Annotated in this window: 21 protein-coding genes and 2 pseudogenes; 13 read left to right on the top strand and 10 right to left on the bottom strand. The window is 65.6% G+C overall.

Annotated elements, in window-relative coordinates; all coding sequences use genetic code 11:
* The first annotated feature begins 2 nt into the window (after positions 1 to 2).
* From L1080_RS09005 to L1080_RS08995, 3 genes and pseudogenes are all read left to right on the top strand, one after another.
* Positions 3 to 887: a crotonase/enoyl-CoA hydratase family protein gene (locus tag L1080_RS09005; RefSeq protein ID WP_250763534.1), complete on the top strand. Its 885-nt coding sequence runs from the start codon at positions 3 to 5 to the stop codon at positions 885 to 887.
* 219 nt (positions 888 to 1,106) lie between these two features.
* Entirely contained in the window at positions 1,107 to 1,475 is a 369-nt protein-coding gene (locus L1080_RS09000; RefSeq protein WP_308202098.1) for a WhiB family transcriptional regulator, read from the top strand.
* A 68-nt stretch (positions 1,476 to 1,543) separates the two neighbouring features.
* A pseudogene (locus L1080_RS08995) lies at positions 1,544 to 1,973 on the top strand (PhoU domain-containing protein); the annotation flags it as partial.
* 661 nt (positions 1,974 to 2,634) lie between these two features.
* Here L1080_RS08995 and L1080_RS08990 read toward each other — a convergent pair.
* Positions 2,635 to 3,240 carry a TetR family transcriptional regulator gene (locus tag L1080_RS08990; protein WP_250763537.1) on the bottom strand — a complete coding sequence of 202 codons (606 nt, stop codon included), beginning with the start codon at positions 3,238 to 3,240 and terminating at the stop codon, positions 2,635 to 2,637.
* Positions 3,241 to 3,332: 92 nt separating this feature from the next.
* On the opposite strand from L1080_RS08990, the gene L1080_RS08985 reads away from it, so the two are divergent.
* Genes L1080_RS08985 through L1080_RS08975 form a run of 3 tightly spaced genes read left to right on the top strand, consistent with a single transcriptional unit; the run spans position 3,333 to position 7,040 of the window.
* Positions 3,333 to 4,862 carry a class I adenylate-forming enzyme family protein gene (locus tag L1080_RS08985; RefSeq protein ID WP_250763539.1) on the top strand — a complete coding sequence of 510 codons (1,530 nt, stop codon included), beginning with the start codon at positions 3,333 to 3,335 and terminating at the stop codon, positions 4,860 to 4,862.
* Positions 4,863 to 4,914: 52 nt separating this feature from the next.
* Entirely contained in the window at positions 4,915 to 6,105 is a 1,191-nt protein-coding gene (locus tag L1080_RS08980) for an aromatic ring-hydroxylating oxygenase subunit alpha (RefSeq protein ID WP_250763541.1), read from the top strand.
* Between the two features lie 2 nt (positions 6,106 to 6,107).
* Complete coding sequence (locus tag L1080_RS08975) at positions 6,108 to 7,040, top strand: hypothetical protein (protein ID WP_250763545.1); 933 nt, start codon at positions 6,108 to 6,110, stop codon at positions 7,038 to 7,040.
* Here the strand turns inward: L1080_RS08975 and L1080_RS08970 are convergent.
* The 6 genes and pseudogenes from L1080_RS08970 to L1080_RS08945 form a co-directional block, all read right to left on the bottom strand.
* Positions 7,010 to 8,159: pseudogene (locus L1080_RS08970) on the bottom strand (amidase). The gene L1080_RS08975 and the pseudogene L1080_RS08970 sit on opposite strands and share 31 nt — an antisense overlap.
* 31 nt (positions 8,160 to 8,190) lie before the next feature.
* The gene (locus L1080_RS08965) at positions 8,191 to 8,358 is read right to left on the bottom strand and encodes a hypothetical protein (RefSeq protein ID WP_250763548.1); all 168 of its coding nucleotides are present in this window, start codon (positions 8,356 to 8,358) and stop codon (positions 8,191 to 8,193) included.
* Between the two features lie 180 nt (positions 8,359 to 8,538).
* On the bottom strand, positions 8,539 to 9,315 hold the full coding sequence (locus L1080_RS08960; protein ID WP_250763551.1) for a VOC family protein: 777 nt from the start codon (positions 9,313 to 9,315) through the stop codon (positions 8,539 to 8,541).
* A 259-nt stretch (positions 9,316 to 9,574) separates the two neighbouring features.
* Positions 9,575 to 9,757, bottom strand: coding sequence for a hypothetical protein (locus tag L1080_RS08955; RefSeq protein ID WP_250763554.1), 183 nt, complete (start codon positions 9,755 to 9,757; stop codon positions 9,575 to 9,577).
* A 384-nt stretch (positions 9,758 to 10,141) separates the two neighbouring features.
* Entirely contained in the window at positions 10,142 to 10,432 is a 291-nt protein-coding gene (locus L1080_RS08950) for a hypothetical protein (protein WP_250763557.1), read from the bottom strand.
* A gap of 6 nt (positions 10,433 to 10,438) precedes the next feature.
* Positions 10,439 to 10,831: a hypothetical protein gene (locus L1080_RS08945; protein ID WP_250765159.1), complete on the bottom strand. Its 393-nt coding sequence runs from the start codon at positions 10,829 to 10,831 to the stop codon at positions 10,439 to 10,441.
* A gap of 256 nt (positions 10,832 to 11,087) precedes the next feature.
* On the opposite strand from L1080_RS08945, the gene L1080_RS08940 reads away from it, so the two are divergent.
* From L1080_RS08940 to L1080_RS08930, 3 genes are all read left to right on the top strand, one after another.
* Positions 11,088 to 11,351, top strand: a complete 264-nt coding sequence (locus L1080_RS08940; RefSeq protein ID WP_250763560.1) for a CD225/dispanin family protein — start codon at positions 11,088 to 11,090, stop codon at positions 11,349 to 11,351.
* A gap of 160 nt (positions 11,352 to 11,511) precedes the next feature.
* Positions 11,512 to 11,838 (top strand): hypothetical protein, encoded by a 327-nt coding sequence (locus L1080_RS08935; RefSeq protein WP_250763563.1) that lies wholly within the window; start codon positions 11,512 to 11,514, stop codon positions 11,836 to 11,838.
* The gene (locus tag L1080_RS08930) at positions 11,835 to 12,431 is read left to right on the top strand and encodes an FHA domain-containing protein (protein ID WP_250763565.1); all 597 of its coding nucleotides are present in this window, start codon (positions 11,835 to 11,837) and stop codon (positions 12,429 to 12,431) included. Before L1080_RS08935 ends, L1080_RS08930 begins: the two co-directional genes overlap by 4 nt.
* A gap of 295 nt (positions 12,432 to 12,726) precedes the next feature.
* Here the strand turns inward: L1080_RS08930 and L1080_RS08925 are convergent, their stop codons facing one another.
* Together L1080_RS08925 and L1080_RS08920 are read right to left on the bottom strand one after the other, a co-directional pair.
* Entirely contained in the window at positions 12,727 to 12,867 is a 141-nt protein-coding gene (locus L1080_RS08925; RefSeq protein WP_250763568.1) for a hypothetical protein, read from the bottom strand.
* Between the two features lie 25 nt (positions 12,868 to 12,892).
* Complete coding sequence (locus L1080_RS08920; RefSeq protein ID WP_250763571.1) at positions 12,893 to 14,158, bottom strand: Lsr2 family DNA-binding protein; 1,266 nt, start codon at positions 14,156 to 14,158, stop codon at positions 12,893 to 12,895.
* A gap of 921 nt (positions 14,159 to 15,079) precedes the next feature.
* Here L1080_RS08920 and L1080_RS08915 point away from each other — a divergent pair.
* Positions 15,080 to 17,338, top strand: coding sequence for an ATP-binding protein (locus L1080_RS08915; protein ID WP_250763574.1), 2,259 nt, complete (start codon positions 15,080 to 15,082; stop codon positions 17,336 to 17,338).
* Between the two features lie 53 nt (positions 17,339 to 17,391).
* On the opposite strand, the gene L1080_RS08910 is transcribed toward L1080_RS08915, so the two are convergent.
* The gene (locus L1080_RS08910) at positions 17,392 to 18,327 is read right to left on the bottom strand and encodes a LysR family transcriptional regulator (RefSeq protein ID WP_250763577.1); all 936 of its coding nucleotides are present in this window, start codon (positions 18,325 to 18,327) and stop codon (positions 17,392 to 17,394) included.
* 136 nt (positions 18,328 to 18,463) lie between these two features.
* Here L1080_RS08910 and L1080_RS08905 point away from each other — a divergent pair, with 136 nt between their 5' ends.
* From L1080_RS08905 to L1080_RS08895, 3 genes are read left to right on the top strand one after another with little or no spacing between them, the layout of a single operon-like run.
* A complete protein-coding gene (locus L1080_RS08905) occupies positions 18,464 to 19,663 on the top strand; it encodes an ATP-grasp domain-containing protein (protein WP_250763580.1) in 1,200 nt (399 codons plus the stop codon).
* Positions 19,660 to 20,565 (top strand): succinate--CoA ligase subunit alpha, encoded by a 906-nt coding sequence (locus tag L1080_RS08900; protein WP_250763583.1) that lies wholly within the window; start codon positions 19,660 to 19,662, stop codon positions 20,563 to 20,565. Before L1080_RS08905 ends, L1080_RS08900 begins: the two co-directional genes overlap by 4 nt.
* 29 nt (positions 20,566 to 20,594) lie before the next feature.
* Positions 20,595 to 22,217, top strand: a complete 1,623-nt coding sequence (locus L1080_RS08895; protein ID WP_250763586.1) for an acyl-CoA carboxylase subunit beta — start codon at positions 20,595 to 20,597, stop codon at positions 22,215 to 22,217.
* Positions 22,218 to 22,240: the final 23 nt, after the last annotated feature.

Genomic DNA, 22,240 nt, shown 5'->3' with positions numbered 1-22,240 from the left:
TCATGCAATACACGACCATCCGCCACGAGATCGAGGACGGCATCCTCACTGTCGTGCTCGACCGTTCCGACCACCTCAACGCATTCACCGTCGAGATGGCCGACGAACTCGAGCACACCTTCGTGTCGGTGAACCACAACGACGAGGTCCGAGCGGTGATAGTCACCGGTGAGGGACGCGCCTTCTGCGCCGGCATGGACCTGTCGAGCGAAGGAAACGTATTCGGCCTCGACGAGTCGAAAAGGCCGTCCCTCGCCGACATGCACAATCTCCACGACCCGGGGCTGCGCCGGATCCGCGACACCGGCGGCCGCGTCACCCTCGCGATCCACGCCTGCCGCAAACCGGTGATCGCCGCGATCAACGGTGCGGCTGTCGGAATCGGCGCGACTATGACGTTGGCGATGGACGCGCGTCTCTTGTCGAACAGGGCGCGATTCGGGCTGGTATTCGGCAAGCTCGGCATCGTGCCGGAAGCCTGCTCGACCTGGTTTCTGCCCCGGCTCGTCGGCCTGCCCGCAGCGCTAGATCTGGTGTACCGCGCAGAGATTCTCGATGCCGCCGCCGCGCACGAGACCGGCCTGGCGCAGGCCATTCACGAGCCCGATGCGCTGCTCGGTGAAGCGCGGGCACTGGCGGACGCGTGGACACGCGACCGGTCCCCGGTATCGGTCGCACTCATGCGCCAGATGCTCCTGCGGAATTCGGCGGCACCGCATCCTGTCGAGGCCCATCGCGTCGATTCCCTGGCCATGTTCTACACGAGCATCGGCGACGGCGACGAGGGCGTGCGAGCCTTTCTCGACAAGCGCCCACCCCAGTTCCGCGGGAAGGCATCCGAGATGCCGCCGTTCTACGAGACGTGGGTCGATGCCCCTTCCTCATGAACGTCCGACCGAGCGCAAACAGACACAGAAGGGCTACTGGCAGATGACCACGGACCGAATCGTCGTCGTGAACCGTGCACGCACTCCCTCACCAACGAGATATTCGGTTTCGTCTATCGGAAACGAGGCATAACCGATACCCGTCACCATCGAAAAGCTTCCCGGCGTGGTCCGGATCCGTCTCGACGGCTCCCACGTTCCGGGAAGGAAGGAACCGCAGTGCTGCCCGTAAGACCCTCGTCGCCGCCCACCGAGGAGATCACCCCCGGCGACCGGGACTGGCGGGAGGACGCCGCGTGCCGCGGTATCGAATCGTCGGTGTTCTTCTCCCCCGACAGCGAGCGCGGGACCGCCCGAGCCCGCCGCGAATCCCGCGCCAAACAGATCTGCGAGGGGTGCCCGGTTCTCGTGCAGTGCCGCGATCACGCGTTGAGCACCGGCGAGCCGTACGGCGTCTGGGGCGGCATGACCGAAACCGACCGCCGACGACACGCCCGCCGGCTGCGTCGCGGCGAGCACCGGCCCCTCCCGCCGCGGCACCTCGACCGACCGACCTCCACCTTCACCGGGGACGCGGCCTCCTGGTAACCAGCGGCCTCCCGATAACTACGCGGGACGAGCGCGAAGCCCCCTGCGGAGTGCCCGACGATGATGCGATGCGGCTAAAGTGTCACGAGCAACTCGACGACCTGACCGGCCGGCTGGCGTCGATGTGCCACCCGGCCGGGGAGGCCATCGCCGCCCTCATCCGGACCGACCTACCGCTGACCGAGCGGGTGTTCGACCTCACCGAGCAGATCGAGCAGTCACACGGTCCGGGTGAGGAGCAGACACTGGCGCTGCAGGCCCCCGGAGTGCATCTGGTGTCGGATCTGAGCCGAATGGGCGGGCCGGCGAGAACTGCTCGCCCGGATGGGGCGGGTGGCGGGCGAGCTGGCCCGACTCGCCGAACAGGTGCTCCGCAAGCGTGATCCCGAGCTGGCCGCCGACCTCGGCCCGCGCGACGACGAGCTCGACGACCTGCACCTACGACTACTCACCCTGATCCAAGACCCGTCCTGGCCCGGAAGCATCCCGGCCGCGGTCGGCCGCGGGGCGATCTTTTGGTTACCGAAGAACAGTTGGCGCAGTAGCCTTTTCCGATTCACCTGGACCAGATCCGGGTCAGGTGTCGGTGCCGCGGCCGCCGGCGTCGGAGAGCATTGCGGTCTTGGAGCCGTCGGCGTCGCGCAGAATAGGAGCGCCGACCACCGCTAACCCGCACACTGCGAGTCCGAAACGGGCCGACGTTCCGCCCTGTAGCTAACATGCGACTGGCTTGGATCCCGACCTGCCACCATGGGGCGGCGTGCCGCCACGCACCCAACCGTTTCCAGTCGTCGAACAGCATCGCTTACTGATCTGCAGGAATTCGGTGCAGTATCGCGTAGCTCGTGCCCAACGCGGGTGACTCCCCACCCTCCCGACGCCATGGCATGCGGGACTCCAACCCATCACCTACAGCGCAGACTGTCACCCGGGTACTGCGGGATGTGATCGGAAATGTCAGTTCCGTTGAGACTTGACCGAATTTACTAACGACTATAGTTTATGCGTATGAGACAAGTCGCGCTCGATGTAGCATCGTCTCACGCCACGTATCGTCCAACGCCACGGACACACGCTTCAGCAGCCCGAGGAGGCTCGGAGATGTCTTCACCGCCTATCGCCTGCCCATCGACCGGCACCCACCGGAGTCGGTCGCCGGTCAGTTCCCACCGTCGATTTCGACGCCGACCAGGAACGCTCTGAGCATCTCGACGAACAGCACCTCGTCGGCATCCTGCGCCGCAACCGACGCTCCCGCGGAGGGTTCCACCGACGCGTTCGGCGGCAATTCCATCAGAGCGGGCCTGCCGGTCGCAGTGCACATCGCAGATCCGACCGTCATGCGGTGGGTGGCCTCGAGAAGGAACAGATGCCGGGACGACGGAACTCCCTGGTCGTCCAGCAGCCTCGAATACTGCGCGTAGAGCTTGTGCAGAAGGTTCTCGGGAAACCACGTGAACACCACCGGAACAACATTCGGGTGACGGAGCAACGAATTCCGGAACTCGAGCGACTCGGCGATCAGCCAATCCCGCCACTGCCCCGGTGCCGGGTCCGGAAGCCGCGGCGTCGCCAGGACGACGGCGCGGGCGATCTCCGACAGGATCTCGGTCTTGTCGGCGAAGTGGTTGTACAGCGAGGGCGCCCGCACATTGAGCGCTTGTGCGATCCGTTCGAGGCTAAATCCCTCCATGCCGTCGCGATCGATGATCTCGATCGCGGCAGACACCACGGCGCTCCGCGTGATCGCCGGCTTGCGTCCCACTGATCCTCCTCAGGTCCGCGCGAATCGTACCCCCGACTCCCGCCCACCCGCGGGTCCGAGACACCCCCATACCTATGACAAGGAGCACGTCGATGCGTGACACCACCATTCTGCGCGCCGTCCAAGCCTGGACGGTTCGCCAACCCGACGCACCGGCGTTGACCTGTCACGACCGCTCGTTGACCTGGCGCGAATTGACCGTCGCCATGGATCGGTCAGCCGCACACCTGGTGTCGTCGGGCGTGCGTCCCGGTGACCGTGTCGGTGTTCTCGGCGGCCTCTCCGTGGAGTGGGCGATCGCCGCACTGGGTGCGATCCGCGCCGGCGCCATCCTGTGCCCGCTGAACGAACGGCACAAGACCACCGAACTCAGCGAGGTCTACCAGAAATTGACGCCGAAAGTCGTCGTCGCCGCGGCGCTCAACCGGGAGTTCGCAGAAGCGGCCTGCGCGGGCATCACCGAACCGCCGCAGATCGTGGACTCCCAGATGCTGTGCACCACCGATCCGGACGTGCCCCTCCCCGATCCCGGAAGCGATCCCGCCGATCCCGTCTGCATCATTCCCACGTCCGGATCGACCGGCCTGCCGAAGGGTGTCGTCTACACCCACGAGTCGTTGCTCGGCGCGTTTTTCGAGTGGTCGCTGCAGGCGCCGGAACTCATGGGCGCACGCACCCTGAACGTCAGCTCGATGTCGTTCGCCGCGGGCCTGCTCAACGGATTCCTCGCGCCCCTCGTCCTCGGTGGCAGTATCGTCATGCTGCCCAAATGGGATCCGCAGGTCGCGATGTCTCTCATTTCCTCCGAGCGCGTGACGACGATGGCTGGCACCACCATCTTCTTCGAGCAGATTGCAGCGCTCCCGTCGTTCGAATCCACCGACCTCTCGTCGTTGAAGGTGGTGTTCATCGGCGGAAACCCGGTGACGCTGGGCCTCATCGAAGCCTGGTCGGCGAAGGGCGTCGGTCTGCGCCAGGCATACGGACTCACCGAGTCGCTGTCGATGGTCACCTTCCCCAGCGTCGAACTGTCCATTCGCAAACCGGAATCAGTCGGCTTCGGAGGCACCCTCACGAAGGTCGACATCATGGATCCGGACGGCACACCCTGCCCCGCGGGCACATCCGGTGAGATCTGGATCTCCGGTCCAGGAGTCGCCCGAGGCTACTGGCAGGACGACGCACTCACCGGGCAGACGTTCGCGGGAGGATGGCTGCGTACGGGCGATGTCGGCGTCAAGGACGACGAGGGCGCGATCCGTGTCGTGGGCCGAACCAAGGACGTGATCATCTCGGGCGGGATGAACATCTACGCAGCAGAACTCGAGCGCGCCGTCCTCGAACTCCCGGCTGTCCTCGAGGCCGCGGTCATCGGCGTCGTCGATGACGAATTCGGTGAAACACCAGCCGTTCTGCTTCGCACCTCCGGTCCCGTTCCCTCACACGAGATTGTCGATCACTGCCGCACTCGGCTCTCGAACTACAAGGTGCCCCGGTATGTCGTGTTCCGCGACGACCCGTTGCCGCGAACATCCAGCATGAAGATCGACAAACGAATTCTGCGAGCCGAATACGCAGACCTTGCGGAGCATCACGATCGCATCGGCCGAACCGCGTCCTAGACGCACCGCGCACCCGCATGCGACACCTCGACCACATTGGAGTCCCTTCACCATGAGCATCGATCACGACATGCAGACAGTGCGAGACCGCGCACTGCGAAAACTACTCACCCACCTCAGCGATTCCGTCACCGACCAATGGAACGAGATCGCACCGTTCCAGTCGACCGACTACCACGATCCTGCGATGGCCGAACTCGAACGGGACCGAATTTTCGGTGAAGTTCCGTTCATCGTCGCCCACAGCACCGAACTCGCCGGCAAGAACGATTTCATCTCCGTCGAACTTCCCCGGAACAAGGCCATCGTCATCCGGCAGAAGGACGGCAGCGTCAAGGCATTCGTCAACGCGTGCCGGCATCGCGGAGCCGAACTGGTGACCGAGAAGTCCGGCGAGTGCCGAATCTTCTCGTGCCCGTATCACCGATGGTCGTACGATCCCGACGGCCAGCTGCGCAACGTGACCCTCGACAACACGTTCGGCGAATTCGACCGGTCCCGATTCGGTCTCGTCGAGCTTCCCGTCGAGGAGCGTCACGGCTTCGTCTGGATCATCGACAACGCCCGCCGAGAAATCGACGTCGCGGCCTGGCTCGGTCCCGAGATGGACGAAATTCTCGCCGGGTTCGGCATCGACCGCCTCGTCAGCATCGATCCGCACACCTACCGCCGCCCCACCAACTGGAAGATCATGCAGGACGGGTTCCTCGACAACTACCACGTGAAGTATGCGCATCCCAACACGGCAGGGAAGATGCTGCACACCAACGCTGTTGCCATGGAGGACTACGGACGCCACTTCTGGTTCCTTACCAGCCGCAAGAGCATCGACCAGTTCATCGGCCAGGACGTGACCTGGGATCCGTCGATGGTGAACCACACCATCGAGAGTTGCTTCCTCGCACCGAACACCATGCTGCTCAAACACGCAACCCACATCGAGCTGCTCACGTTCCGTCCGGTGGGGGCGGATCCGAACGAGTCCATCATGCAGATGCGGGTGATGGCCCCGACAGTCGAGGACAGCGGGCTGGCCGAGGAACACTGGGAGAAACGGTGGAACAAGAACTGGGACATTCTCATCTCGATCCTCCACGACGAGGACTTTCCGATCCTCGACGGTTCGCAGCGAGTGTTGTCGAGCATGGACGCGGGCACGATGCTGCTCGGCCGGAACGAGTTGGCCAGTCACCTGTTCCGGCGGGAAGTGCGGCGTCTGGTCGACACGACGCCGGAGGCGTGAGCATGCCCACCACCACCGAGGCCGAGCTGATCTCGCTCCGGTACTACGACGGTCCCCCGTCCCACGACACCACTCACCTGTTCCAGGCAGCGCGTGACGCCGACGCGGAGATGGGTTTCTCCGCAACGGAACAGTCCTTTTTGCGCTCCTCGGCTCGCTACCTGACGGCCGAGGTCCGCACCCTGCTGCACCGGTGGACCGCGGCAGCGCCGAGCGAGCCCGTGCTCGCCGCGGTGGTCACCGCGCGGGAACTGGAATCGTCGCTGTGGGCCGTCGACATCGTCGTCGATCCGCGGTACCGGTCGATGGGAGTCGCCACCGTCGTGTTCGAGACGCTCGGTGCCGGCCTGTCGGGTCTGCCGACACCGTTCGGGACCGTCGACGGCGCGACGTTCGTCGGGTGCTCCTACGGCTCACATCCGGCGTCCGGCCGGCTGGCGCGGCGATTCGGCGCACAATTCGGGGGCAGGCGCGACCGACTCCTCCTGCCGTCCCGCGCCGACTATGCCGCGTCTCGCATGGCGCGACCCCCGCAGCCGACTTTCGTGGTGACCGCGGACGCCGGCCCTGACGCCGGTGCGCCATCTGTGTGGCAACACTTCGAGGAGGCCGACGCCACCGACACGAAGCGGTTGTGTGTCACCGACGCCGACGGGGCCGTCGCAGGCCACGTCCGGGTCAGCCTGACCGATGAACCGCACCGTGTCGGCCTACTTCGCCTCGACGCGGCCGCCGACACCCGGGACCGGTCGGCGGGCGTCGTCCGGACCGCAATCGAGCACCTCTGGGCATGCGGCGCCATCTCCATCGAAACCAGCGTCGACGCAACCGATGCCACCACACTCGACGTGCTCAGGTCCGCCGCATTCCAGCACGACCGGAGCGACGCCCTGTTCACGCTCGGTCAGCCGATGAGCGAGGGCCGCTGCGTGTGAAAGCTGGTCGCATTCTGGAAGGCGATGGCCGCGTTCAGCAGGACGGTGTCTTTCCGGTATCCCGCTGTCATCTGCAGTCCGATCGGCATGCCGTCCGAACGGAGTCCGCACGGAATCGATATCGGCTGCACGAAGTTGTTGCGCGACACGTCCATCATTTCCGAGTGCTCGAGCTTCCCGAGTCGAGGTGTTGCGATCGGCACTGTCGGGCAGACGAATACGTCGATGCCGTCGAAGAGATGCTCGAGGTTGCGGACGAACAACTGCCGGTACATTGCCGCCTCGGCGAATTGGGTCGCCGTGACCGACCGACCGTGTTCGAGTGACATCACCACTTCGGGATCGAGATCCTCGGCGGGCCGATCGAGGTGCTCGCCGTAAAGGGCGAAGAAGTTCGCCGTGACCATCGGATAAAAATGCGTACGGCAGTCCTCGGCACCCGGCACGCGCACATCGGCGATCTCTGCACCGAGGTCGCCGAGGGTGCCGATGGCGGTGTTCACCGCTGCCAGGATCTCGCAGTCCACGCCGTCCATGAAGTAGTTGGTCGGGACGCCGATCCGGAGGCCTCGGAGTCCCTCCCGTCCGAGGGCGAGGGTGTGGTCGCGACGTCGGTCGACCGACGTCACATCGGCCGGGTCGTACGCGTCCATGGTGTGGAACAACCGGGCGGCGTCGACGGCTGTGCGTGCAAGGGGTCCCCCAACGGTGAAGGTCGCCACGCGGGTGGATGCGGTGCGGCGGTTGGAGAGGCGCCCCGCCGAGGGTCGCAGTCCGACAACACCGTTCAGGCTTGCCGGGATCCGGACCGCCGGAGTCGCTTCCGATCGATGCCGTTGCGATCCCCGCGGCGACACCGGCGGCCGAACCGCCGCTGGATCCGCCCGCGATGCGGTCCAGATCCCGCGGGTTCCGACACGAACCGTGATGAACGTTCTGGTTCGTGACGGACTGGCAGTATTCCGACTGATTCGCTTTCCCCAGGATGACAGCGCCCGCCTCTTTCACTCGGTCGATGACGAAGCAGTCTTCGGAGGCGTGCGGTGCGTAGGCGAACGCGGTTCCGTTCGTCGTCGGTATACCCGCCACATCGAAGTTGTCCTTGACGGTGCGGGTCATTCCGTACAGCGGTCCTGGCCAGACGCCGTTCTCAAACCGGAGCGAACTGACCGCCTACACGGATTCTGACGGGTCCATTGGCACCACCGAGGAGGGCGTCGGTGATGGGTCGAGGCAGGGACAACGCGGTCATCTCGAGTAGGGCGATCATCGCACGACCGGCTCGGCGGTACTGGAGCAGCGCTACCGCCTCGCGCACGTCATGTCACCAGCGCATCGTGGCGGTACCTGGACTGCTCCGCGCCGCCGCCGGTCCCTCCGACGCCAGGCCATCCGAACGCCCACATTCCACGCCAAAGCCACCTAGGGTGACGGCCCGAGATCACCCTCGACGCCACCTCGCACGCACCCGTCGTAGCCGGGGTAGCCCGACGGTTGCCTACCCCTGAGCACCCGGCAGCGGCGAACCCACCGTGAACGTGGCACCAAACGGATCGGTGATATCCGCGGTCCGCCCGTACGGCATGTCCTTCGGATCCTCCGCGGTACCCCCGCCGCCCCGGGCCGCAGCAACGACCGCGTCGGCATCGGCAACCTGGAACAGAGTGCCCCAGGAGGACGCCGAGGCGGCCGCGTCCCCCACGATGCCGCCGATCTCGTGCCCGTCCGGCCTGCGCAGAAAGGTGAAGTCCACGCCGGGCAGGTCGTCGTTCCCGTCCAGCGTGAAGTCGAACACCACCGCGTAGAACTCCCGCGCCGGGCCCGGATTCGGGGTCACCAAGTCGTTGCGCAACAACGTGTTCGGCTCGTTCACGAGCTCGCAGCCCACGTGTGCCCGCCCCTGCCACAGGCCGAACTGCGCCCCAGACGGATCCCGCACCATCGCCATCCGACCCTGGTCGGCGATGTCCATCGGCTCCACCAGCAACGTGCCACCCGCGGCAACGGAGCGAGCGACCGTCGCATCGAGATCATCAGTCGCCAGGTAGACGTTCCACCAGAACTCGGTCGCGTTCTCGTCGGGATTCGGCATCAGCGCGGCGACCCTCTTGCCGCCGAGCAAACACATCGTGTACCTGCCGTACTCCTCGGGACCCACGTCGAACTCCCAACCGAATACCGACCCGTAGAACGCCATCGCCCGGTCGAGATCCGGGATGCCCAGGTCGATCCAGGTGGGGGTACCGAGTGGTTGATTTGTCGTGACCGTGCTCATCGCTGCTCCTCCGTCTGCCGGGTACCCACTCGACGCTAGCCCGCGGCACCGACGTTCGACGGCAGAGTCACGGGACTCGCTGTCGCGCTTAGCGAACCCCTCTGCAATCGACAGGACCGAATCCACCGATGCCCAGTATTCACCTCGCCGAAGCCTCCTTCCGGTCACCTAGAGCGGGTACCGGCAAGAACATCAAATCCCAGGTCCGAACGCCCGTGTCCATGCGGCTCGCACTGCATTGTCGGGACCGTACCCCGCTTCAGAGATTCTGGTCCCGAGCACTTCGGCGAAGCGCCCTCGTCATCCCGGACGGCACAAAGATTTCGTCGTCCGGTGCACCGCCGTACCCATTGGCCCGCTGATTGCCCACCCGCACCGGTTCGGTGAACAGCGTTCCTCCGCCACCACCGACCGGATCGTCGATGTCCGCACCGCGCCGCACCTGGTCGCGGATGCCGGGTCATGACGGCCTTCGATGCCGAGTTCCCATGAGCTGCCCCCACCAGACCGGCCGGGCTTCCCCGCGGATCGGTCCGATCCGGGTTCCCGCCAGGCTCAACTTCCGCCATCATCTGAGGATAGAACTGCCGCCCACCGCCAAACAGCCGACGACTCCGGCCGCCCCGGTCAACTTCGGTTCGGCATCGGCCCTCGAAAGGCGGTGACACTTGTTTCGGGGCAACATGTTTGTTTTTTCCCTTCCCAACCTGGCGTTGACGACCTCGGTGTCCGGCTTCCGGAACCCCACTCGACGCCCCCGACTTGTCCGGCGCGGTCGGGCGTGACGATCGGGTGGGAATGCCCGTACCGTCCACTCCCACGAGCACTATCCGACATCGCCTCCGTCACCGCCCACGGCGCTGCCGCCGCGGTTGCCGACACCGTCATCGGCCGAGCCGCCGGCGCAGTCGCCGCCGTCCCCACCCCGGGTGCCGCTCCCGGGCGCACCCGGCCGGCAGTCGGTGGCGCCCGGACCGACCGGGACGGCAACTCCGGGGACGGCGGCCGGGGCTATGTTCGGCCCGTCCGTCGAGGCGGCGACCCCGCACCCGAGTGCAACGACCGCCGTCGCCGCGGCAGAGGCAACGATCACCCCGAGCGTGGCCCTGTAAGACATGATGCGTTACTTCCCGACACTGCCGCCGGCCCCGCCGGTACCGTTGCCACCGGTATTGCCGTTCCCGGTGCCGGCGTCGCCACCGGTGCCGGCACCGCCGTTGCCGCCCTTCTGATTGTTCTCGAAGCCGATGTTGATTCCGCCGCCGCCGACGTCGCCGCCCGCACCGCCGGTACCGGTTCCCCCGGTGTTGTTGTTGCCGTTGCCGGCATCCCCGCCGTTGCCGGCACCGCCGGTGCCGCCCTGCTGGTTGTTCTCGAAGCCGATATTGATCGGCACATCGAAGGGGAACGGGGCGGCGGACGCGGCACCCGCACCGAGGACGAGCATCGGCACCGCGGCGGCGCTGACGAGAAGGGCACGGACAGTGGTCTTGACGGGCTTGGTGGTGTTCAACATGTTATTTCCTCCGGTGTGAGTTGAGTGGGTGACGCTTTCGATGCCGTCAACATTGCCGGTCGAGGCAGGGGTCTCTCATCCCCATCAGGGTGAACATCACTGCACCCCCCAAGCCGGAACCCTCTTTGTTCCAATGCATTGCGGTACCTGCACGGGGTGATCGAAGGACCACCCTGAAGGGGATGCGGGTCGGGTTCGGCGTCGACCAGTGTGGACAGGGCAATCGCACCCCACCCACACTCCCTAGGAGAACTCCATGACCCAGCCCGAACCGACCACAGCGCACACCCCGCCGCCCCCACCCTCGAACGTCGGATGGGCCGTCGCGGCGATGATGTTCTTTTGGCCCCTCGCGTTCTTCGCGTTCAGCGACGCACTCAAAGTGTTCCCCCGCTGGTACAGCGGTGACCTCGACGGCGCCCGCGCCGCGTCGTCGCGAGCGAGAATGCTCGGCATCATCGCCCTGTGCCTCGGCGGCCTCCTCGCCGCCTGGTGCTTGATCACGGCCTTCCGAACCTGACCGACACCCGGAAGCGCAGAGATGCAGCAGCGTTCCTGGGGGTGGCCACACACCACCCGAGGGTGGCTAACCCGAGTAGCCCCGGTCCACGACGATGGAAGGACAGCACCAGAAAGACCGAAACGTAGCGACCCGTCCCCGACTCCGAGAAAGCACACCGATGACCTCGAGCACCTCCAATGACCCGCCGACCGCAGACCCCCGACCTCAACAACGCACCGCGCTGATCGAATACCGCGAGCAACTGTCCCGAGCCCGGTGGATCGCCGTGGTCTTCCCACTGCTGGTCCTGACCGTGTTGTCGGGGTTCTTCGCCGACATCCTCACCGCGTGGCTGCCCCTCGCCTGCCCCCTCGCCCTCGCCGTCGGCATCGCCGCAGCACTCATGATCGGGCAGTGGCTCCACACCGTCGAGCAGATGCTGGCACCGGCGTCCACCACCTCGCCCGTGTCGATGGGCGCCTTCCGGAAAGATCACCACCAGTGACGAACCCGGCCCTGATCTACACCGACCGCGGGCACACCCACGAAATGCCCCTGACCCCGGACCGCTCCCCCATCACCATCGGCCGCGCCACCCACGCCGACCTGTCACTGCAATCGGACCCGGACATCTCCCGCCTGCACGCCACCGTCGAACACCTCGGCACCTACTGGACCGTCACCGATAAAGGCCTCTCCCGCAACGGCACCATCGTCAACGGCACCCGGCTACGGGGACGCCACACCCTGCACCCCGGAGATGTCATCCGGATCGGCGCCAGCACTCTCACCTACCACGGCCAGCCCGCAACCGACTGCGGTATCACCAATATCGGCGACGCCCTCGGCACACCGCCGCACCTCACCCCCGCCCAACGCACCGTCCTGACCGAACTGTGCCGGCCCTTCTACGACGGCAGCGACTACCCCATCGCATCGAACCAACAGATCGCCGACGCCCTGCACGTGAGCATCGAAACCGTCAAAACACACCTGCAAGCCCTCTTCATCACCTTCCAAATCGACGACCTTCCCCCACACCACAAACGCGCCCAACTCGCCGCCCGCGCCCTCACCCACAACATCCCCACCCCCTGAGACCCACACCCTCACCGGTTGCCTTCGCAAGCGGTAGTCACCCTGTACTGCACGCCCGGTCAGCACCCCGCTTTGGCGGGGACATCTCCTGCACCGACTCCTCGAGCCCGTACATCGACAGGTCCTTGCAGTTCTCCTCGATCACCCCCTACCGCCACCCACGGGCCTCACAGCCAGCGCTATCGACCCCATCCATCAACCCTATCCACGACGGCTGCGCAACCGCCTCCCTCGAAGAAAACAGGAACCGTGGCGGCGGATGGCGGTTCCCTTCTCTCACACACAGGAGGCACCGTCAGTGCGGCGCAGCATCCTGGTCACGGTCAGGGACTTGGCGTTCGAGTAACTCCGCAAGCTCCTCGATGGTGACCTCCACGGTGCCGAACATGGGATCACCCCAGAAGGCATACCGCGGCAACAGCAGTCGGCCGGTCACGCTCAATAGCGGCCCTCCACCCGTTTCAACCGAGCGGGAGCGGCAACTTTGCCGCAGCGTCATGGAATGCTCGCACAATCGCGGCCGAAATCCGCCCGCGGAAGGACACTTTACGGCCCTCCCCGGTCGCCCACTCGCGAATCTCCTTGGTCGTCGCCTTCGCCGGAGCGGTGCCCGCCGCCGGAGCCTCCTTCACGGCCGCCGACTCCACAGCCACCGACTTCGCGACCGACGTCGTCGCCGGAGCCTTCCTCGCGACCTTCTTCTTCACGGCCGTCGTCTCCGCAACCGCCGCATCCGCAGCCGACTCCACAGCCGCCGACTTCGTTGCCGCCCCCTTCGCGACCGACTTCTTCACGACCGACGTCTCCGCCGGAGCCTTCCCCGCGACGACCTTCTTCACAGGCGTCTTCTTCGCCGGAGCCTTCTTCACAGGCGTCTTCTTCGCCGGAGCCTTCTTCGCAGCCACCTTCTTCGCCGCCGGTGCCTTCCTGGCGACCGTCTCCTTCGCGGCCGTCTTCTTCGCGGCCAATGATTTCGCGGCTACTTTCCCCGCTGGCGCCGTTCTTACCTGAGCGTCATGGAAAGCCTGCTCGATCTCGGCCGAAATCCGACCACGGGGCGACACTTCACGGCCCTCTCCGATCGCCCACTCCCGAATCTCTTTAGTCGTCGTCTTCGGCGCTGTTGTCTTCGCCGCCGGTGCCTTCTTCTCGCCTGCCTTCTTCGCGACCGTCTTCCTCGCGACCGTCTTCTTCGCGACCGTTCCCTTCGCCGGCACCGCTTCTGCCTGAGCGTCATGGAAAGCTTGCTCGATCTCCGCCGAAATCCGACCACGGGGCGACACTTCACGGCCCTCTCCGATCGCCCACTCGCGAATCTCTTTAGTCGTCGCCTTCGCCGGAGCCTTGCTGACCACCGCCGCGCTCTTCGCCGGCGCCTTCGGCGCGGCTACTTTCTCCGCGGCCGTCGTCTTCGGCGCTGTTGTCTTCGCCGGTGCCTTCTCCGCGACCGTCTTCTTCGCCGCCATTGCCTTCTTCGCGGCCGACGATTTCGCGGTCGTCTTCTTCGCGGTCGTCTTCTTCGCGGTCGTCTTCTTCTCGGCCGACGATTTCGCGGCTACCTTCCTCGCTGGCGCCGTTTCTGCCTGAGCATCATGGAAGGCCTGTTCGATCTCCGCCGGAATCCGACCGCGGGGCGACACTTCACGGCCCTCTCCGATCGCCCACTCGCGAATCTCTTTGGTCGTCGTCTTCGCCGAACCTTCGGAATTCCTCGGTGATACCGCCATCGCGCTCTCCTTCTACATCGGCAATCGTCGACCGCACACAGTAACGGCAGGTCCGTCCCGGTACGGAGGAAGCTCACCCGAACTGACATTTCAATTGTCTAAAGACATTGTCGATGTGGGCAGACCAACACGACCCACTTCGAGCTCACACTCAGATCGCACCCAACCTCCTACAGGACGAGCGCGGCTCGCCATGGCAGTGGATAATCTCCAACGCAATCCCGAATTGCCCCTGCGGCTGCAAATTCAATGTGGCGGCTTTGACGATTTCGTGTTCAGGGCGGCGAGCGGTCGTGCGCCTTACGGCCCACCATCAGGTCGAGGGGTGTCGGGCCAATGATTCTGCCATTTCACCCGGTCTGCTAGAAGCTCGGAAAGGGTGGTTCGAAGGACGCTGATGATTGCGGTTCCTTCTGCCGCGTTGGTCTCGAGCTGAACTTCGATGATTCGGATTCTTGGATCGGCCAGCGATCGAAGCGTTCGCGAGACATGCCATGAAGCGCAGGCAGGCTCCGCGCAGAAGAGTGGCCTGCTACTCGATACCGTCACCGCCACGAATCCCTACACCTGGCGCTGCGCATGCGGACCAGGAGCGCGGCGCAAGAGACCGCGGCCGCGTCGCTCCCGCCCACCGGATGTGATCGGCAATAGCGATCGCTGATGTGGTCATTGACATCTTCCTTGAATCGGGAGGCCTGCTCCACACTGATTGGGCAAACAGGGTCGTCAGGCACGCCGGGTGGCGCATCGGGCGGAGTGTTTGTCAGAGCACTGCGGGTCCACCGAGGGCGCGATCTCGAGTCAGCGTGAAATCTTTTTGTGTGCGCCGCCCGCTCACCGGCGTGCCCCGTTGTGGGGAGAGGAAATTTGAGTCGAATGGCGGCTGTCGTAGCGGAACGAGTAAGGAACGTCCCCCTCGAAATGACCAGTTTCGTCGGTCGGCGAGGTGAGGTGGGGGAAGCGAGGCGGCTACTCGGTTCCTTCCGGCTGGTCACCGTCACCGGCGTGGGTGGCGTCGGAAAAACCAGGCTCGCGGCGCGTATCGCCGCGGATGCTCGGCGAGCATTCACTGACGGAGTGTGGTTCATCGAGCTCGGTGGTTGCTATTCGGGTCAACGGCTAGCGGCTGCGGTGGCCGGCGCCCTGGGACTGGACGTCGATCTCTCCGACGCCTCCTTCGAAGATATCGTCGATTTTCTTTGTACCCGGCAGGTACTTCTCGTACTGGACGGCTGTGAGCACCGGGTTGGGGAAGTCGCAGTTGCCACGGCACGACTGCTACGCCGATGTCCCGATCTACGAATTCTGGTGACGAGCCGGGAGTTGCTGGGGATCGGCGGAGAGGCGACATTTGCCCTGCTGCCCTTTCCTGTTTCGAATGGACAGGTTTCGCGCTCGCAGAAGGGTGTGCCTGACCATGACGCGGTGAAGCTCTTCACCGAACGCGCGTGCGCTGTCGTGCCCGGATTCACTTTGACCGCGAGCAATAAGGCTGTCGTGACGAAGATCTGTGAACGTCTCGATGGCCTCCCGCTCGCAATCGAGTTCGCGGCTGCTCGGTTGCGAGTGATGTCGGCGGAGCAGGTGTTGCAGAACCTGAGCAGTCGGTATCGGTTTCTAAACATCGGTAGTCGGGAGGAGCCCCCCCGACAGCGGAGCTTGCAAGCGTGCATCGACTGGAGCTACGAGCTGTGCACTCCTCGCGAACGCATGGCGTGGAGATCGCTTTCGGTATTCGCCGGCGGCTTCGAATTGGACGCCGCGGAGGTGATGTGTGATGCCGACCTCGCTGCTGACGAGTTGCTGGATGTGGTGACCGGACTGGTGAACAAGTCGATTCTTCTCGCGGAGGAATCGGACGGACTGATGCGGTACCGATTCATCGAGACACTGCGCGAGTACGGCCTCGACAGGTTACGCGAGAGCGGCGAGTACATGATGCTGAAACGGCGGCATCGAGACTGGTGCGCGCGGTTGGCACTGACTGCAGATACCGACTGGATAAGCTCCCGGCAGGCGGAGTGGATACACCGGCTCGATCGCGAGCGACCGAACCTGCGCGAGGCGATGACTTACTGCCTGTCCGATCCGAGCGAGTCGCCACTCGGGCTCCAGATGGCCAATTCGATGAGTCGGTTCTGGACGTCCCGGGGTCTGCTCCGCGAAGGAAGGCGTTGGCTGAGCCGAGCACGATCCTGTCAGCTCGAACGCTCCTCCACTGCGATTATCACTGCGCTGTGCGCTGAAGCGATCCTGGCCGGAATGGAGGGTGACACAACGAGTTCGGCCGCGCTGGTGGAGCGGGCATGCCGAGACGCCGTCGGCTTCTCGGATCCCGCTGTGGATCAGGTGGTCACCCACGCCGAGGGCGAACTGGCACTCCTGAACGGGAACGCACTTCTGGCCGCCGCGTGCTTCGAGAGAGCGCTGGACGCCACGCCGACTGGCAACCTCGACATCAGGCTCCGGGCATTACTCGGTCTGGGACATGCCTCCCGGCTCCGCGGAGACACCGCACGGGCGATTGCCTGCTATGAGGAGGCTCTGGCGGTCACCGAGGCATTCGGTGAATCCGTGTATCGCGCGCACGTGCTCACGGCACTCGCGTCCGAGGTCTGGCACGATCAACCTCGCCGCGCAGAACAGATGTTGAACCGCGGGCTCCGACTGAGCCGGCGGGTCGGCAGCCCCATCGCTGCGGCCGGCTGTCTCGAGCGGTCCGCATGGATCGCCTCCGCTCAAAGACGCACCCAGCACGCGGCGGTACTGCTCGGTGCGGCCGAAAGGCTGCGACAGTCTGCGGGTCATCCCGCACGCGACCTGCGCAACGTGCACGCCGACCACCGGAAACAGCTCCGTTGCGAGCTCGGTGACCGGAGCTTGACGGCAGCAGTCCGGCGCGGTCATGGTCTGGCGTTGTCCGACGCTGTCGCCTACGCGCTGGGAGAAAAAGCGGGCAGTGACGAGTCGGCGAAGTCAGGCTCGAACGGGGACTTGACGGCACGCGAGCAGCAAGTCGCCGGCCTGGTGGCACACGGCATGACCAACAGGGAGATCGCGGAAAAGCTGGTCATCTCCCCACGAACGGCCCAGGGGCACGTCGAACATATCCTCGCCAAGCTCAGATTCACGTCGCGAGCCCAAATCGCGGCGTGGGCTATCGAGCAGAACACGGTGTGACGAGCGAAAATCGCGAGTGCAGACGCCTCTGGGTGCTGGTCGAGCGAGCCCGATCACGGTCTCTGCTCGTGGGCGGACGGGCCTGCCGGGTGGTCGTGGGACCATTCCGCGCTGACCTCGCGTAAAACCTGAATGAGTTTGCGCACCGCGGGCGACGGTTGTGTGTCCGCCCTCCTGATCATGCACACGGTCAGTCGCGGCGGAGCCCAGTCCGTTGTCGGAGTGACGACGTCGTCGGCGCAGTGGTCGCGCAGCGCATACCGGGGCAGCATGGCGATACCCACCCGGGCCCCTACCATGAGCAGGCTGGTGTGCGGGTTAGTCGTCTCGTAGACGATGTCCTGTGCCGGCGGCGCGAAGGTGGAATCCACCAACTCCCGCAGGGCATAGCCGTGCGTGGAGACCACCCAGGATTGGCCGGCCAGGTCCTGCATTGTCACCACAGGCTTGTCGGCCAGGGGATGTCGCCGGGAGACGCACAGTACGACGTCATCGCTGATGAGATCGGTCGCCGTGAGGTTGGTGTCGGCGGCCGAATCACCGGTGTTCACGACCAGTCCCAGATCGAGTTCGCCACTGGTGACGCTCTCGCGTACGGCCTTCGAACCCGATTCCCACACCGAGAAGCGCACGTTGGGGAACGAATTCCGGTAGAGGGGAACTACTTTCGGCAGGAGAATCTGACTGGCTGTGGTGACTGCGCCCAGGCGCACGCTGCCGCTGCGCAGTCCGTTGATCAGCCCCGCCTCCTCGCGAAGCGCACGATTGGCCTGCAACACCTGCCGGATGTGCGGAAGCAGAATCCGGGCCTCGGCGCTGGGGAGAACCCCGTTGGCGCGCCGGATCAGCAGGACGACGTTGAGGTCCTCCTCGAGTCGCCGGATCTGCTGACTGAGAGTCGGCTGCCCGACGCCCACCTCCTGAGCAGCCTTGCGCAGCGAACCGAGGCGGATCGCCGCCTCCAGGTAGCGCATCTGTTCCGATCGCATGGAGGAACACTAAGCCTTGGTGATCGATGATGGCAATCACGGTGGTTGCCAGTGCACACTTCCTTCCATCAGTTAGCCGGATCACACTGGGAGGGAATCGAGAGCCCACCTACGGGCCCCAAATAAAGGAGACGCGATGTCCCGCGCCACTGAGAGCGCCGCAATGCCATGGCTGCGTGAGGTCGGCCTTGCGACCCCCGAGTTGGTCGTCGTGACGGATGAGCGAGATGTCGTGACGGATGAGCCTGCGTTCGGACCGCCATGGGTGGTGAAGCCCGACGTCGCCGGTAGCGGCAAAGGCCTCGCCGGCCTCGTGCACATCTGCAGGTCCCAGGACGAGCTGGCGTCCGCCGTCACCGCGACCCTGTGGAGTGGTGCGCCCGCAGTGGTCGACGAGTACATAGAAGGCGACGAGTGCTACCTGTCCATCACCTTGGACGAGAACGCACGCGGGGCCGTTGTGCGGGTCAGCGCCACGGGCGGTGTCGGGTTCGACGCGCTCGAGGCGGCAGCCGTGACGGTCGGACTCATGCAGGGCATCAACGACGAGACGGTCACTGACCTGTTGGACCGGGCCGCCGTGACCGATCTCGAGCTCCGCTCCGCGCTGACCAGTGCACTGCTGGTCCTGTGGACCGCCTTCTGCGACGCGGAGGCCGTCCTCATCGAGGTCAACCCGTTCCGCTGGGACGGTCAGCGACTGGTCGCCGTCGGTGTGGCGGTCGAATTCGACCCTCACGGTCACCCCACCGCACAGGCAGTTCGCCCGTCGGTCCTCGTCGATCCCGACGCTGTCGTGGACCGCGCACCCACCCCACGCGAGCTGGCAGTCCGCGAGGCCGATGCCGCCGAACCGAACAGGGCGGGCATCAAGTTCTTCGAACTGGACGGCGATGTCGCCTGCATGATCACCGGCGGCGGTGCGGGGCTTCTCGCCCTGGACTACCTGACCGACCTTGGTATCCGTCCCGCCTGCTACCTCGACGCCTCGCCGGGTGCCGGTAGCGCGAAGCTGCAGACACTGTTCAGTTCGGCACTCTCGGTCCCCGGACTTCGCGGGGTGCTCTTCGGCGGCGCCGTGCTCAGTCTCGCCGATGCCCGCGACGTCGCCCTCGAGCTTGCTGTGGCCGCGGATCGGGCCGGATTCGACTCGACACGGGTGCCGACCGTCGTCCGGCTGGCCGGCCCACACGAGGCCGAGGCGCACGCGCTCCTCCGTCAGCGCCTGCCCGGCGCCCTCGTCCTCGATCGCGCCGCCTCACTCGAAGACGCATGTGACCTACTGCAGACCGCCATGGAGCAGTCGTCGCAGGAACTGGAAGGACTCGTCCGATGATTCGTGAGCTTCTCGAGGCCCGTTCGGGTCTTCTCGTGCAAGGCATCACCGGCAGGCAGGGGCAGCTGGAAACGCGGTGGATGCTTGATTCCGGTGTCGACGTGGCCGCCGGTGTCACCCCCGGTAAGGGTGGTTCGGCGGTGCACGGCGTGCCGGTCTTCGACACCGTCGCCGAGGCAGTTGCGGCGACCGGTGCGTCGGTGGCGATGAGTTACGCGCCGCCGCATGCTGCCGCGGATGCGGTCGTCGAAGCCGCCCAGGCGGGCATCGAATTGATCGTGGTCAGCTCGGAGAACATCCCGCAGCATCGCTGGCTCCGGGCGCTCGAAATCGCGCGAGAGCAGCATTGCCGCGTGATCGGCCCGAACTCCCAGGGTGTCGTCGTCCCCGGCGTGGGCAGGATCGGCTGCCCCGGCGGCAACGAACCGTGGCAGCGATTCGCGCCCGGTTCGGTGGGCATCGTCTCTCGCAGCGGCGGTATGGCCTCCGAACTGGCGATGCTGATGCGCAACTGGGGATGCGGCACCAGCTTGCAGATGTCCATCGGCGGCACCCCCGCGGTTGGAACCACCCTCACCGACGGTGTCGAACTCGCCGCATGTGACCCGAACACCCGCGCTGTGGTGGTGTTCGGCGAACCGTCGAGTACCCAGGAGATCGACCTGGCGGCCGCGGTGGCGGACGGACGAATCGATATTCCGGTCATCGCGATGGTGGCCGGGCGCGCCGGCGATTCCCTCCCGACGGCGCTGCCGTTCGGGCACGCACCCCGCGGCGCCGACGGACCGACCGTGCAGGACAAATTGACCGCTCTTGCCGACGCCGGTGTCCTCGTGGCCCGCTCCACCCACCACGTCCGCGCCCACCTCGCAGACGTACTACCGGCCGCGGCGCTTCACTGACCGGTGTCCAGACAGACAGGAAACTTGCTGTGACCCAGATCGAATCCCGAGCGGCCGCCCCGGCTCTGACCGTGGGCACCAGTGCCGCGGATAGTACCGGCCGGCCGTGGTTCGAAGCGGAAATAGCCAAGCGCCGTGAGTTCGCTCTGGCGATGGGCGGCCCGGACAAGATCGAGCGCCAACACGCGCGCGGCCGACTGACAGCGCGCGAACGCATCGAACGGCTGGTCGACGACGGATCGTGGCGCGAGATCGGCATGATGACCGGATCGGCCCGCTACGACGAACGCGGGCAGCTGATCTCGGTCGAGCCGTCGAATGTCGTGTGTGGGCAGGCGAAGATCGACGGTCGGGACGTCATTGTCGTGGCCGAGGACTTCACCGTCCGAGGGGGATCATCGGAGGCGACCAACCCCGAGAAATGGCAGTACGTAGAGCGTTTGGCATTGACGTACCGGTGGCCGGTGATCCGGCTGGTCGAGACCGCCGGCGGTAGCGTCAACCTCCTCGAGCAGATGTCCGCCACCAAGATCCCCGGGTACCCGCACTGGCCGATGGTGGAGTTGCTGGCCACGGTTCCCGTCGTCGGCGTCGCGCTCGGCGCAGCCGCAGGCCTCGGCGCTGTGCGGGTATGCGCGAGTCATCTGTCGATCATGACTGCCGAGGGTTCATACCTGTTCGCGGGTGGACCCGCAGTCGTGAAGAAGGCGGTGGGCGAGGACGTCACCAACGCCGAGCTCGGCGGCGCGGGTGTGCATGCGCGTGCATCGGGTGTCGTCGACAACGAGGCGGCCGACGAATTCGAGGCCCTCGAGCACGTCGTCCGATTCCTGTCGTACCTTCCGTCGAGCGTTCACGAGCTCCCCCCGGTGAGGGCCTGCGCCGATCCGGTGGATCGTCGTGACGAGGCCCTGTCCACGACCATCCCGGAAATCAAGCAGTACTCGTACGACATGCGCACGCTGCTGGCTTCGGTCTTCGACGGCGGCAGCCTGTTCGAGATCGGGCGGTACTTCGGACAGTCTCAGATCACGATGCTCGCCCGTCTCGATGGTCACGCCGTGGCGGTCCTCGCGAACGATCCCATGTGGCTCGGCGGATCGTTGACCGTCGACTCCGCCGAGAAGATCACCCGGTTCGTCGACATGGCCGACACATTCCACCTGCCGGTGGTGAACCTCATCGACCAGCCCGGCACCTTCGTCGGCACCGATGCCGAGCAGAAGGGCACCCTCCGCAAGGGGATCAGGACGGCCATGGCCCTCGAACAGGCGTCCGTCCCCTGGCTCTCGCTGTTCGTGCGCCGAGCCTACGGACTGGCCGGCGCCGCCTACGGGCCGATGGGTGGGGGCAGTATCAACCGGCGTCTGGCCTGGCCGACGGCGCACTGGGGATCGATCCCCATCGAGGGCGGCGTCGAGGCCGCCTACCGCCGCCAACTCGCCGAATGTGACGACCCGGACGCGCTCCGCAGGGAACTCTATGCCCGATTCCAACCCGTGGAGAACCCGTTCCGAACCGCGGAAAGGTTCGGAATCCAGGACGTCATCGATCCCCGCGACACCCGTCCGATGCTGTGCGAATGGGTACGTCAGGCCTACCGCATCCTGCCCGACCAGCTCGGCACCACCGCACGCACCATGCGGGCCTGACCGACACCTCATCGCGAACGCCA

The sequence above is a fragment of the Rhodococcus sp. MSC1_016 genome (genome assembly GCF_023667485.2).
In the GTDB taxonomy this organism is placed as follows: domain Bacteria; phylum Actinomycetota; class Actinomycetes; order Mycobacteriales; family Mycobacteriaceae; genus Rhodococcus_F; species Rhodococcus_F oxybenzonivorans.
This window is presented reverse-complemented; position numbering and strand designations above follow the sequence as displayed.

Bases quoted from the DNA above. Each gene is read 5' to 3' on its own strand.
- L1080_RS08950 (WP_250763557.1), bottom strand. From the start codon at position 10,432: ATGTCTTACAGGGCCACGCTCGGGGTGATCGTTGCCTCTGCCGCGGCG.
- L1080_RS09005 (WP_250763534.1), top strand. From the start codon at position 3: ATGCAATACACGACCATCCGCCACGAGATCGAGGACGGCATCCTCACT.
- L1080_RS08960 (WP_250763551.1), bottom strand. From the start codon at position 9,315: ATGAGCACGGTCACGACAAATCAACCACTCGGTACCCCCACCTGGATC.
- L1080_RS08900 (WP_250763583.1), top strand. From the start codon at position 19,660: ATGATTCGTGAGCTTCTCGAGGCCCGTTCGGGTCTTCTCGTGCAAGGC.
- L1080_RS08945 (WP_250765159.1), bottom strand. From the start codon at position 10,831: ATGTTGAACACCACCAAGCCCGTCAAGACCACTGTCCGTGCCCTTCTC.
- L1080_RS08940 (WP_250763560.1), top strand. From the start codon at position 11,088: ATGACCCAGCCCGAACCGACCACAGCGCACACCCCGCCGCCCCCACCC.
- L1080_RS08905 (WP_250763580.1), top strand. From the start codon at position 18,464: ATGTCCCGCGCCACTGAGAGCGCCGCAATGCCATGGCTGCGTGAGGTC.
- L1080_RS08975 (WP_250763545.1), top strand. From the start codon at position 6,108: ATGCCCACCACCACCGAGGCCGAGCTGATCTCGCTCCGGTACTACGAC.
- L1080_RS08935 (WP_250763563.1), top strand. From the start codon at position 11,512: ATGACCTCGAGCACCTCCAATGACCCGCCGACCGCAGACCCCCGACCT.
- L1080_RS08985 (WP_250763539.1), top strand. From the start codon at position 3,333: ATGCGTGACACCACCATTCTGCGCGCCGTCCAAGCCTGGACGGTTCGC.
- L1080_RS08910 (WP_250763577.1), bottom strand. From the start codon at position 18,327: ATGCGATCGGAACAGATGCGCTACCTGGAGGCGGCGATCCGCCTCGGT.
- L1080_RS08915 (WP_250763574.1), top strand. From the start codon at position 15,080: ATGACCAGTTTCGTCGGTCGGCGAGGTGAGGTGGGGGAAGCGAGGCGG.
- L1080_RS08920 (WP_250763571.1), bottom strand. From the start codon at position 14,158: ATGGCGGTATCACCGAGGAATTCCGAAGGTTCGGCGAAGACGACGACC.
- L1080_RS08980 (WP_250763541.1), top strand. From the start codon at position 4,915: ATGAGCATCGATCACGACATGCAGACAGTGCGAGACCGCGCACTGCGA.